The organism is Ruegeria sp. AL2, assembly GCF_056540845.1.
Window position 1 is genome coordinate 1 of the sequence record NZ_JBQFXM010000004.1, and the last position, 12,873, is coordinate 12,873.

Annotated in this window: 9 protein-coding genes and 1 pseudogene; 8 read left to right on the top strand and 2 right to left on the bottom strand. The window is 56.1% G+C overall.

Going from position 1 to position 12,873, the window contains the following annotated elements:
- Nucleotides 1-427 precede the first annotated feature (427 nt).
- From ACR0ID_RS07250 to ACR0ID_RS07280, 7 genes and pseudogenes are all read left to right on the top strand, one after another.
- Nucleotides 428-1,720, top strand: coding sequence for an amidohydrolase family protein (locus ACR0ID_RS07250; protein ID WP_480604601.1), 1,293 nt, complete (start codon nucleotides 428-430; stop codon nucleotides 1,718-1,720).
- A gap of 48 nt (nucleotides 1,721-1,768) precedes the next feature.
- Nucleotides 1,769-2,752 carry a BMP family protein gene (locus ACR0ID_RS07255; protein ID WP_480521503.1) on the top strand — a complete coding sequence of 328 codons (984 nt, stop codon included), beginning with the start codon at nucleotides 1,769-1,771 and terminating at the stop codon, nucleotides 2,750-2,752.
- Nucleotides 2,730-4,127 (top strand): amidase, encoded by a 1,398-nt coding sequence (locus ACR0ID_RS07260; protein WP_480521501.1) that lies wholly within the window; start codon nucleotides 2,730-2,732, stop codon nucleotides 4,125-4,127. Before ACR0ID_RS07255 ends, ACR0ID_RS07260 begins: the two co-directional genes overlap by 23 nt.
- Nucleotides 4,124-5,644, top strand: a complete 1,521-nt coding sequence (locus ACR0ID_RS07265; RefSeq protein ID WP_480604603.1) for an ABC transporter ATP-binding protein — start codon at nucleotides 4,124-4,126, stop codon at nucleotides 5,642-5,644. The genes ACR0ID_RS07260 and ACR0ID_RS07265 overlap by 4 nt, the downstream gene beginning before the upstream one ends.
- A complete protein-coding gene (locus ACR0ID_RS07270) occupies nucleotides 5,634-6,677 on the top strand; it encodes an ABC transporter permease (RefSeq protein ID WP_480556030.1) in 1,044 nt (347 codons plus the stop codon). Before ACR0ID_RS07265 ends, ACR0ID_RS07270 begins: the two co-directional genes overlap by 11 nt.
- A complete protein-coding gene (locus tag ACR0ID_RS07275; protein WP_480521495.1) occupies nucleotides 6,674-7,615 on the top strand; it encodes an ABC transporter permease in 942 nt (313 codons plus the stop codon). The genes ACR0ID_RS07270 and ACR0ID_RS07275 overlap by 4 nt, the downstream gene beginning before the upstream one ends.
- 600 nt (nucleotides 7,616-8,215) lie before the next feature.
- Nucleotides 8,216-9,660 (top strand): annotated as a pseudogene (locus tag ACR0ID_RS07280) (IS1182 family transposase).
- Nucleotides 9,661-10,073: 413 nt separating this feature from the next.
- On the opposite strand, the gene ACR0ID_RS07285 reads toward ACR0ID_RS07280, so the two are convergent.
- Nucleotides 10,074-10,472 (bottom strand): cupin domain-containing protein, encoded by a 399-nt coding sequence (locus tag ACR0ID_RS07285; RefSeq protein WP_480604605.1) that lies wholly within the window; start codon nucleotides 10,470-10,472, stop codon nucleotides 10,074-10,076.
- A gap of 298 nt (nucleotides 10,473-10,770) precedes the next feature.
- The gene (locus tag ACR0ID_RS07290) at nucleotides 10,771-11,682 is read right to left on the bottom strand and encodes a LysR family transcriptional regulator (protein WP_480518276.1); all 912 of its coding nucleotides are present in this window, start codon (nucleotides 11,680-11,682) and stop codon (nucleotides 10,771-10,773) included.
- A 121-nt stretch (nucleotides 11,683-11,803) separates the two neighbouring features.
- On the opposite strand from ACR0ID_RS07290, the gene ACR0ID_RS07295 reads away from it, so the two are divergent.
- Nucleotides 11,804-12,859 carry a dipeptidase gene (locus ACR0ID_RS07295; RefSeq protein ID WP_480482946.1) on the top strand — a complete coding sequence of 352 codons (1,056 nt, stop codon included), beginning with the start codon at nucleotides 11,804-11,806 and terminating at the stop codon, nucleotides 12,857-12,859.
- Nucleotides 12,860-12,873: the final 14 nt, after the last annotated feature.

The window sequence follows — 12,873 nt, forward strand, 5'->3', positions numbered from 1 at the left end:
CTACCGCTTCAAGGCAAGTTCTGAAGCAAGGAAAACGAGAAAGGAAACGCCAACATTGACCACAACATAAACGCTGAGACATAAACAAAGGTGGGTCAAATCTCGGTGAAAATACCGGGTCACTTCTCAGCGGAAATCAACAGTTCCGGGTTTCTTTCTCATCTCCACTCCTTGGCAGTTACGATGAGCCAGAAACCCTCTCTTATCAAATCACCCTAAACTGTCCCATTGGCGCTGACGTTAGACATTTTGTGAGCGGCCCACAGCCGCCATCCATCGATACGGCGAATTGCTGCGTTCGCATTCCGCCTTGCAGGCATTCGAATTGCGTCAGACTATCCGAAGCGCTGGTTCCTGAAACACAGCAAAAAAATGTAGCATTTTATCAGAATACTTTTACCTTGTGGTCAAATTTGGGGGAAGATGAATGCTCGACATCATCATTAGACAAGCCCAACTGCCGGATGGCCGAGGGCCGATGGATATTGCGATCAAGGGTGACCGCGTCGCAGAAATTGCCCCCAAGATCAAGGCCGAGGCAGGCGAGGACATTGATGCGGCTGGGCGATTGGTTTCGCCCCCGTTTACCGACCCGCACTTCCATATGGATGCGACCCTGAGCCTTGGAACGCCTCGCATGAATGCCTCGGGCACACTATTGGAAGGCATCGCGCTTTGGGGTGAGCTAAAGCCTCTGCTGACACCCGAAGCAGTAATTGAGCGCGCCATGCGATATTGCGACCTTGCCGTATCGCAGGGATTGCTGGCCATCCGTTCGCATGTGGATGTTTCATCCACACCTTTGGTTGGCGTTGAAGCGCTGTTGGAGGTCCGCAAGCAGGTCGCTCCCTATATTGATGTGCAACTGGTAGCATTCCCGCAAGATGGCCTTTACCGCGCAGAGAATGCAGAAAAAAACTTGATCCAAGCCCTTGATATGGGTGTCGATGTAGTGGGCGGTATCCCTCATTTTGAGCGTACGATGTCGGAAGGTGCCCGGTCGGTCAGGAGACTGGCCGAGATAGCGGTGGACCGAGGCCTGATGCTGGATTTGCATTGCGATGAAAGCGACGATCCAATGTCGCGCCACGTGGAAACCTTAGCCTATGAGACCACGCGCCTTGGGCTTGGCGGGCGGGTGACGGCAAGTCATGTCACCGCGATGCACTCGTATGACAACTACTATGCATCGAAGCTCATACCTCTGATCGCAGAAAGCGGTATGAACGTGGTGCCCAACCCACTCATCAATATAACGCTGCAAGGTCGCTCGGATACCTATCCGCGTCGTAGGGGGCTGACCCGAGTGCCAGAGCTGCGCGCGGCGGGTGTAAATGTCGCCTTCGGGCAGGATTGCACGATGGACCCGTGGTATTCGCTTGGCTCCGCCGACATGTTGGAAGTGGCTCATATGGGCGTGCATGCCGTGCCGATGACATCCCGCGAGGCGATGGAGTGGGCGTTTACGTCCGTTACTCAGAATGGTGCCAAAGCAATGGGCTTGCCCGACCCGACGATCCGCGAAGGCGGCCCTGCCAATATGGTAGTGCTGCAAGCGCAGGACCCGATTGAAGCAGTTCGCATGAAAGCCACCCGGCTTGCCGTTATCAAAAACGGAAAGGTGCTGGCCCGCACAGAACCACGAATGGCCGCGCTTTCTTTGCCTGGCCGTCCCACGACCCTGGATCCCGCAGATTACGCGCCCAGGCCCAATACTTAGGAAGTTCATTAACAAGAAGAATTGCCACCAACAGAAGAGGATCTACCAATGAAACTCACCACAACCCGCCGTCAACTGATGGTCGGCGCTGCGGCCACGCTGGCCCTGCCGGCTTATATCCATCGCGTGAACGCGCAATCTGCGATCCGCGTCGCCGGAGTGCACATGTCTCCGGTTGAAAATGCATGGAACAGCCGCATTCACCTGGCGATGCAGGAAGCCGCCGACGCTGGCCTGATAGAGTATGAGTTTTCAGAAGGAGTAGCGCCGACCGACTATCCCCGCGCGATGCGCGAGTATGCCGAGGGAGGTGCGCAAATCATCTGGGGTGAATCTTATGCTGTGGAGCGTGAAGCACGCGAAGTGGCGGGTGACTACCCCGACACCGCGTTTCTGATGGGGTCTTCCGGTGGGCCAGAAGGTGACAACTTCGGTGTCTTTGGCACACGCAACCACGAGGCAGCCTATCTGGCTGGTATGCTCGCGGGTCATATGTCCGAAAGCAATGTCTATGGTTCGGTCGGGGGTTATCCGATCCCCGAGGTGAACCTTTTGATCAATGCTTTCCGCATGGGCGTAAGCGAAGTGAACCCAGACGCCACCTTCGTCAACGGCTTTATCGGTGCATGGTTCGATCCGGCCCGCGCACAAGAGGCTGCGATTGCCCAGATTGATGCGGGTGCAGACATTCTGTTTGGTGAGCGCATTGGCACTGCGGATGCGGCCCAAGCGCGAGGTGTGAAGGCGATCGGTTCGCTTATCGATTATACCCCGCGATACCCGGGCACGGTTTTTGCCAATGCAATCTGGAATTACGGTCCCACAATCGAGGCCATCGTGGCGGATGTTCAGGCCGGTAATCCAACAGGTCGTAACTACACGGAATATTCCTTTATGGCCCATGGCGGCAATGAGCTGATTTATGTCGCCGATGAAGTGCCTGCCGACGCCATCCCGGGGATGGAGGCCAAACAGGCCGCTATTCAATCCGGTGAATGGGACGTTCCGATTGACGAAAGCGAGCCCTCCTGATCCCGAGGGCTTTGACGTGACCGATGCCACAGCTCTTGCAGCTGCCATCACGGCAGGGCAGATCTCTGCCTGCCAACTGATGGAGTCCAGCCTTGCCGCCTGCCACGCACGGGCAGATTTGGGGGCCGTGGTATATCTGGACGAAGATATGGCCCGCGATGGGGCAAAGGTTGCAGACGCTTTGCCACCAGACCAGCGCGGGCCATTTCATGGGGTTCCGTTTTTGGTGAAAGACCTCGGCAGTTTCGCAAAAGGGCTGCCTGCGGCGGCAGGATCCGCGGAGATCCGTGCGCAATGTCGTAAACCCGATAGTGACAGCCACCTGCTGCAAAGTCTTCGCCGAACCGGCCTGATCCCTTTCGGCTTGACCGCAACACCTCCCTTTGGCCTTTCCCTGACATGCGAACCCGATGGCATGGCGGCGACCCGCAATCCATGGAACCCTGCGTTGACACCCGGTGGTTCATCCGGTGGCGCCGCAGCCGCGGTTGCAGCTGGTATTGTTGCAATTGCTCATGCCACGGATGCAGCCGGGTCCATCAGGGTTCCCGCTGCGTGTTGTGGCTTGACCGGGCTCAAGCCTTCTCGTGGCGCGGTGCCCGGAGGCCCTGATTTTGCCAATCACCTGATGGGCATAGCGTCTGAACTGATCCTTTCGCGGTCGGTCCGCGATGTGAAGACCGCCTTTGACGCGGTAGCCCAGCCCATGGCCCCGGTAAATCTGCCAGAACGCCCCCGCGTCGCATTGGCATTGCCGGAGCGTTGCGGTGCCGACCAGTGCAAGGCCGCGAAAAGTGCTGCCGACGCGCTGCGCGATGCAGGCTGTGAGGTGTGCGATATTCGTGCCCCCGACCGATTGGGGGATGAGGCTCACGCAATCGCCCGAACCATACTTGCTGTTTCCTTGGCCGAGTGGCTGACTGCGCTCAGGATCTCTGATGATAAGATTCCACCGCTTGCCGCGACCATGGCTGCCGAGGGCCGTGCGACACCGGCCACAGCGCTTTTTGCGGCCTCACGACAGCTCGCACGTCTGACAAATCGATCTCGCAAGCTTTTTAAGTCTGCCGATGCCGTCCTGATGCCGATCCTCTCGTCTGCACCGCCCGTTGTAGGCACTTTGGATCTGTCCGGCACCTCCCCAGACGATCACATGGCGCGGCTCGAGGCTTTTGCCCCGAACGCCGCACTTGCAAATGTAGCGGGCTTGCCAGCTTTGGCGCTGCCTTTTGGCATGGCAAATGGTCTTCCACTCGGCGTTCAACTGATTGGTCCCCCTGGCTCGGATTTTGCGCTGCTGAAACTTGGCGCACTTGTCGAAGACCGCGCGCCCGCAATCACTTTTCCGCACCCAATCGCAGGCCTGCCCGCATGACCAAGGTTCTGGAACTAAACGACATTACCAAGCGTTTCGGAACGCTTGCCGCAAATGACGATGTGACCCTGACACTAGAAGACGGGGAAATTCTTGCTCTGTTGGGCGAAAATGGTGCGGGTAAGACGACGCTGATGAATATCCTGTTCGGCCATTACGCAGCCGATAAAGGCTCGGTCAGGGTGTTTGGAAAAGAGCTGCCCCCAGGCCTGCCGCGTGCAGCGATCGAGGTGGGTGTGGGGATGGTACACCAGCACTTCACGCTTGCGGGCAACCTCACGGTTCTGGAAAACGTCATGCTTGGTTCCGAACCCTTGACGCGCGCGCGTTCCGCTCGTGGCGAGGCGCGCAAAAAGCTGTTGCAGATCTCTGAGCGGTTCGGCTTGCCTGTGAACCCCGAGGCCAAGGTTCGGACGCTTTCCGTTGGTGAACGTCAACGGGTCGAGATTCTGAAAGCACTCTATCGCGACGCACGTATTTTGATTTTGGATGAACCGACTGCCGTTCTGGCCCGGCCCGAGGCGATGCGCCTGTTCGAAACGCTGCGTGATATGACAAAAGAGGGCCTCTCGCTTATTTTCATCAGCCACAAGCTGCATGAGGTCATGGCAGCCTCTGACCGTGTGGCGGTGCTTCGTGGCGGCAGGATGGTCGCGGAACGCAAAACACCCGAAACCACACCAGAAGAGTTGGCGGAACTGATGGTTGGCCGCAAGGTTGAGCGTCCCGTACGTCAAGACCATGAGATTGGAGCGCCAGTCCTGATCGCAAAGGACGTGAGCGTGGAAGAAGACGGTGATTTGCGGCTGGATGATGTGTCTTTCGATGTCCATGCCGGTGAAATCCTTGGTATCGTCGGCGTTTCAGGCAATGGTCAGTCCTCCCTCGGTGCGCTGCTGTCAGGATTGGCACACCCAAGTGCGGGTCAGTTAACACTCTTGAACGAAGATATCAGCCATCTGGGTCCGCGCGGCATGATCCGCGCGGGCGCAGGCAGGGTGCCTGAAGACCGGCACGCAGAAGGCGTTGTGGGCGAATTGAGTTTGTGGGAAAACGCGGTGCTTGAGCGCTTGCGCACACCGAGATTTTCGCACCGCGGCTTTGTTCGACAACGCGCCGCCCGGGAATACACTGCGGGGCTGATAGAACGTTTTGATATCCGCGGCGCCAGCCCCGACACGCGAACAAGGCTGCTGTCCGGCGGCAATATGCAAAAGCTGATCCTTGGCCGGGTTCTGACCAATGGGCCGCGTTTTGTGCTCGCAAACCAGCCAACGCGTGGTCTTGATGAAGGTGCAATTGCTTCAGTTCATGCCGAGCTTTTGGCAGCACGGGCCGAAGGTGCCGCAATCCTGCTCATCTCAGAAGAATTGGAAGAAGCTGTAGCCCTGTCAGACCGAATACAGGCCATCGTAAATGGTCGCTTGTCAGAATCGATATCGACTGATGAAGCCGACCCACAACGCCTTGGCCTGATGATGGCAGGTGTCTGGAAGGAAAATGATGATGCGGCTTGAACGACGCTCACATGTGCCGCTGCATCTTGCGATCATTGCACCACTGGCCGCGATCTTTGCTGCATTGCTTTTGGCCGCCGGTCTCATCGCTGCTGCTGACGTAAATCCGCTAACGGCTTATGGCGAAATGGTGAATGGCGCGTTCGGCTCGCGCCTTTCCATCGCCGAGATGTTGACCCGCGCCACTCCGCTTATCTTTACGGGGCTTGCCGCAGCTGTCGCCTTCCGAGCGCGGCTTTGGAACATCGGGGGCGAGGGACAGTTCTTTGTTGGGGCGCTAATCACGGCTTGGATCGGTCATTCACTCGGGGTTCCAGGGTGGATAGGTATTCCGATCTTGATGTTGGCGGGCATGGCGGCAGGCGCGGCCCTTTTGGCAGGACCTGCCTTTTTACGCTTACGTTTCGGCGTGGATGAGGTGGTGACAACCCTGCTGCTCAACTTCATCGTGATCCTTTTTGTTGGCCTCATGATTGAGGGCCCTATGCGCGATCCGCTGGCCTTTGGGTGGCCCTCTTCGGTGCCCGTAGACGGGGATTACCGCCTTCCGGATCTGATCCCCCGTACACGTCTCCATATCGGGCTGCTTGTTGCTATCGCAGCGGCAAGTGCTGTTTGGCTGATTCTTGCGCGTACTGTTGTTGGCGCTGAAACACGCGCCGCAGGCTTAAATGCCAGTGCCGCTGCCTTTGCCGGAATTTCTCTGCCCCGAACGATCATGGGTGTTGCCTTGCTTTCGGGCGCGCTGGCAGGGCTTGCCGGGTCTGTCGAAGTCTTGGGGGTCACTGCGGGGGTCACCACCACTATGAGCCCAGGATTTGGTTATGCAGGCATTGTCGTCGCCATGCTCGCCGCTTTGCATCCGGCCGGAGTGGTCGCTGCCGCTGTATTCGTCGCCACAGTCTTTGTCGGGGCCGACGCCATGAGCCGTGCGACGGGTGTACCCAGTTTCATTGCCGATGTGATCGTGGCGCTGTGCCTGCTCACCATGATCGTGGCCCTTCTTTTCACAACCTACCGGGTGCGCCGATGAGCGATGCAATTGATCTGCTGCTGAATACCAGTCTTTGGGCTTCCGTGCTGCGTATTGCGACACCGCTCATATTTGGTGTTCTTGGTGCGTTGCTTTGCGAACGTTCGGGCGTGCTCAATCTGGGAATCGAGGGGATCATGACCATGGGGGCGATGAGCGGTTGGCTTGTCGTCTACATGGGCGCGCCATTGCTTGCAGGCCTCATTTTTGCAGCGTTTTGCGGCGCGGTGATGGGATTGCTTCATGCTATGCTGACAGTTCCACTTGGGCTTTCGCAACACGTCTCAGGGCTGGGCATAACGCTGTTTGCATCCGCTTTAGCCTATTACCTGTACAGGTTACTTGTTGAGGTGGGAGATCTGCCTCCTACGATCGAGGCTTTTAAGCCGCTCGATTTTCCGGTCCTGTCAGATATTCCCGTTTTGGGACCGATCCTTTTTAACCAAGCTTTGCCGACCTATCTGGCGCTCACTGCAGTGGCTGTGATGGCCTATGTTCTTGCCCGTACGCCTTTGGGATTGGCCATTCGTATGACCGGAGAGAACCCTCATGCGGTTGAGGCGCAGGGGTTGAACCCGATCCGTATCCGTATCGGCGCAGTTGTTGTCGGGTCAGCTTTGATGGCCGTCGGCGGGGCCTTCCTGACTACAACGGCGTTCAACAGCTTTTTCCCGGGCATGGTGCAGGGGCGCGGTTGGATCTGCATCGCATTGGTAGTCTTCGCTGGCTGGCGGCCCGGTAAGGCTTTGATTGGCGCGATGTTGTTCGCTTTCTTCGATGCCTACCAACTGCGATTGCAGACAACGGTTGAGGGTGTGCCATATCAGTTGTTCCTCATGGCACCGTATGTACTTTCGATCGTTGCGCTGGTCCTTGTCGCCCGCAGAGCCGAAGTCCCAGCGGCGTTGATGGCACCCTACCGACGCGGCGAACGTTAGTGGCATATTTTCGAACATATTGGCCAGGAAACGATAAAATCATCAAAATAAACATCTACTCGACCAGACAATGAAGAGCTGGGCACGAGACCTTAACCACATTCCGGAAAACTCTTGACACTATCTATATATTAACGCTCCGGCGTCATTCAGTCGCGCAGATTGAAATCCGGTCTCAAGGCTACTTGAATGTCTGCGTTCGAATATTCGACCTGACAGGCTCACGCACGCAGCGAATGGCCGGTTTCCGCCCGACCTTCGAATACTGGTCGGGCGAAGCGCCATGCTGATCGTGTCTGCTTTGGGCTGACTGCTGTCCTCCGGACTAAAAATGCGGATGGCCGCAAAGTCCGCTCCTTGATTGCCGAAACCGAGCGCAGCGAAAGGGTAGTATAGATTTAGCTGAATTTCACACCGATGAGTGACCGAAAACGAAAAACCCTCTGCGATGCTACAAACCGTGTGCCGCACCTGCGAGCAAATGCTGCGTCAGCAAACACCCGAAAGGGCAACGGTAGCTTAGTCCGGAGGGTGTGTGAAAACTCCCCTATTTTGACCGGACTGATGGTATAATTTCCGTATTCGGTACGGAGGTTGTTGATGACGCAATTTATCGAGGGTCTGGACCGGCAGCAGGCGATGTTGCTGCCCGAATGTCTGGACGATTATGTTGATGAGAACAGTCCTGTCCGTGCCATTGATGCCTTTGCAGACCTGCTTGATCTTGCGGTGCTGGGATTCAATGCGATGACAGCGGCAACTGGACGGCCTGGCTATCATCCTGGCTTGTTACTTCGGATTTATCTTTACGGGTATTTGAACCAGATCCAGTCATCGCGTCGTCTGGAGCGCTAGTGCGGTCGCAATCTGGAACTTGTCTGGCTGACGGGTCGGTTGAAGCCGGACTTCAAGACGATTGCCGACTTTCGGAAAAACAACGGCCCCGCGATCCGCAAGGTGTGCCAGCAGTTTGTCGCGCTATGCCGCAACATGAACCTGCTCGATGGGGATGTGGTTGCCATTGACGGTAGCCGGTTCAAGGCGCTGAACTCCAAGGCCAAGAATTACACGCGCGGTAAGCTGCGCCAGAAGTTGGTGAGATTGACAAGGCAATCGAGCGCTATTTGGGTGAGTTGGATCGCGCCGACGAAGTGTTTGAACAGACCGGCACGGTGCTGCCAGAGGCCCGCATGGAACGCACTTTGAGAAAGTTAGAGCATCTGCAAAAGGAGGCGGTGCGCTACAGATCAATCGGGCAGCGCATGGATGAGACCGGCGAAACCCAAGTCTCACTTAGTGATCCTGATGCCCGATCCATGGCAACAACGGCCCGGATGCCCCGCATTGTCGGCTACAATGTTCAAACGGCCGTCGAAGCCAATCACCACCTGATCGTTGCGCATGAAGTAACAATGCTTGGGTTCGACCGGGATGCCTTGTCGATGATGGCCGCGGCAGCAAATGATGTCATGACGACAGATCAGCTCACAGCAATCGCGGATAAAGGTTACTACAAGAGCGAGGAGATTGTCGCCAGCGAAGAGGCTGGTATCTGGGTTGTCGTTCCCAAACCCATGACATCAAACGCCGCTGCACGCGGTCAGTTTGACAAGGCTGACTTCGCATATGACAGCGGCAAGGATGTCTATGTCTGCCCGGCAGGCAAGCAACTGACCTACAGATTTACCGGCCAGCAAGACGGCAAGGCCATCAGAGCGTATTGGTCTGGGGCCTGCGCCGATTGCGTCATCAAGGACAAATGCACGGCCAGCAAGGAACGGCGCGTGCGTCGATGGGAGAAAGAGGATGTGCTTGAGCGAGTACAAGAAAGGTTGGACGCAGACCCAGCCCAACTGGCCGTCCGCAGCATGACCGTCGAGCATCCCTACGGCACGATCAAATCATGGATGGGCGCGACGCACTTCACGATGCGCAGGTTGAAAAATGTCGCCACCGAGATGGCGCTGCACGTACTCGCCTACAACATGACCCGCGTGCTGAAGATCATGGGCGTACCAGCGATCATCGCAGCTATGAACGCGTAAGAGCCCTCGTTTGCCCTGAAATTTGCGCCCAAATGGCCCTATCCGTCTCAGATGGCTTCCGCCGACCTCACAATCCATCCTGTCCATCAAAATGATGATCCCAAGCCAAAAAGGACACAAAAGTCAAAACCGATTGGACGCTCCGAGATCAACCAAGTTTCCACACACCCTCTCCGCTCAGCGGAAGTCTAGTCGTAGAAACTATCAAGTCCGCTTGGCGCTTCAAATCTGACATCTCAATTGCGTTCGGCAACGGTGGTTGTGCCCTCCCGCAACCATTCTTCTAGGCCGAATATCAAACACTTAGCCTCGCAACCCGCGGGGCGTTTTGCATTGGAACTTTGGCGCGGGAAGCACCGTGGAAGCAATAGGGGTTAGAAAACTGCGCAGCTGGTCCCCAACAGTATTTTGCGTCACCTCAGTACAAGGTCCTCAAGTTCAGGCATCAGAACAACGCTTTCCTGTTCGTTTGGGTCCGTGCGTGCGATAACTGCAACTGCGGGTTCATTCCCATCGTTGAACGGAAGGTGCGGAGTGTTTGCCGGTATATAGATCAGGTCTCCTGCTTGCGTTTCCATAACGTGTTCCAGCCTGTCGCCCCAATGCATCTTCGCAGACCCGGAAATCACATAAATCGCGGTTTCATGTGTCTCATGTTTATGCGCCCTGGCGCGCCCTCCGGGCGGGACCGTAAGCAGATGCATGCAGATAGCTTGGCTTCCTACCGTCTGTCTGGCGATGCCTTCGAAGTAATCGAACCCCTGTTTCCCGGAATAGGTTTCGCCGGGGCGCAGTTTCACACAATCCGCCATTTAGGTATTCCTTCCTAAGACTTGAGCGAGATAATGATACGCCAGCTTCGCTACGAAACGTAGGGAAATCACAGGCGGGTTGCGGGTAGAGAAACTTAAGAGCCAAAAAAACGAACCGCATGCCGGGTGATACGGCCTGAGATACATAAGGATAAATAAAGCCATGTTTGCGGACTTTACTCATACCAAACTGTGCACGTAGCCATGACAGGTCCGTACCTCGAACACCTCCTTCAAAATCTTCCCTGTTGGGTGGTCACATGGCGTGTTGCCAGTGAAGAACCTTGGAAAGATTTCATTATCTCGGGTCAGAAAAAGGGTCCGGAGGGGTGTTCAATCGCAGATGCCGCATGAATGCCCGTGCGATCCTTGGAACCGGTTTTTGATCCGAGACCACAAAATGGCCCCGGTACCGCATTGGAGATTCAAATCGGACAAATGCCAGATCGGGAGATCGGTAATGGTAGACGGGAAAGGGATTGATAACAGACAGCCCCAATCCTTCGCGCGCCATGTCGGCAGCGGCAAATGAGGTTGAAACTTCGGCAACGATCCTCGGTTTGGCCCGCACCTGTTGAAGCAACCGGTCCAGCTGCCCGCGCCGCCCGTGTCGATATGTCAGTGCGATCAACTCTTGCTCATGCAGGTCTGAAGGCGTCAGAACGGTGCGTTCAGACAGAGGATGTTCAGGGCGCATGACGCAAACGGCTGGTGACTCGCGAAATGGAATAAGTTTGATGCCAGCGCGGCTTTGTTCAATCCCGGTCACGGCAAGATCAAATCGATTCTCAAGCACGCCTAGCGTGACCATATCTGATGTTGTCACCTCAAGGTTTACGAAAAAACCGGGATTCCCGCGAATGAAACTGGCGATGAGGGAAACGATGTATCGATGAGCGTAGCTGGGTGGTGCAACGAGACGCAGTGTTTCTTGCACTGTTTCGCCCGGGCCATCGATCCTGTCCAAAGCCTCGAACAAAGGATCCAATCGCATATTCAGCCTTACGGCTTCTTGCGTCGGTCGCAATCTGCCTGCATCCCGTTCGAACAGTGTTCTACCCAACCGATCCTCTAGGCTGCTGACCGAGCGACTGACCGCAGACTGAGACAAGCCGAGCTGTCGTGCGGCGGCTGCTGTTGTTCCAGACTGCATGAGCGCACGGAGCGCCTGGTATTCCGGCAAAGAATGCCAGTTGCGAGGTTTCTTCATTGCTGGGCACCCGCATGATTCCGACTAGCTCTATGAGTAAAACTCATCAAGATTTTTTACAATTATGATGATTACGTCTGTTAGCGTGTGTCGAAATGACACTAACCTGGGTAAAGTGAGTTTGAGCACCTCCCCTCTTATCATTGATGGGCACAATGATGTTCTGTCAAAACTGGCCTCGTCAGGTGGTCTGCCCGAAGCGGGCCGTTTCCTGACCGGGCTCGAAGGTGCGATTGACTCTGTTAAATCCAAGGCCGGTGGATTTGGCGGAGGCTTCTTTGCCGTTTGGGTGCCTTCGCCTATCGATGCCGATGCAAAAATGGAAGAAATGGTCCAGCCCAGCTATGATCTGCCGCTTCCCAATCATATTGACGCTGAAGATGCTCTGCCCTCAGCGCTGGGGCAGATTGCGATCCTGCTGGAACTGGAACGTTTGGGGGCGTTGAAAGTGGTTCGATCGGTTTCGGATATCCGGAACAGCTTGGCACAAGGCCAGATGGCGGCCATTTTTCACATTGAGGGCGCCGAGGCGATTGATGCCGATCTGCATTCGCTTGACGTGTTTCATGCAGCGGGGTTGCGATCGCTTGGGCCAGTGTGGAGCCGACCCAACATTTTCGGCCATGGTGTGCCGTTTAGATATCCATCGGGGCCGGATACTGGCCCTGGATTGACAGATCATGGACTGCGGCTTGTGCAGCGTTGCAACGCGCTGGGGATCATGCTGGATTTGTCGCATCTCAATGAAAATGGTTTCTGGGATGTAGCGCGGTATTCGGATGCGCCTTTGGTCGCCACGCATTCGAATGCCCATGCCATCTGTCCGCACGCGCGGAATCTGACCGATGACCAACTTCGCACCATCGCGGAAAGCGACGGGATGGTCGGGTTGAATTTTGCCACTGCGTTTCTGCGCGAGGATGGTCGGATGCTGTCCGATGTGCCGTTGACACAGGTTCTGAAGCACCTTGACCACCTGATCGGGATAATGGGTGAAGACCGGGTCGGGCTTGGGTCCGATTATGACGGGGCAGTCGTGCCGGACGACGTGAAGGACGTCTCGATGCTGCCTCGATTGAGGGATGCCATGGTGACCCATGGATACGGCGAAGAGCTCATCAAGAAGCTCTGCCACGAAAACTGGTTGCGTGTTCTTGAGAAGACCTGGGGATCGTAACCGTTAGTGAAGAC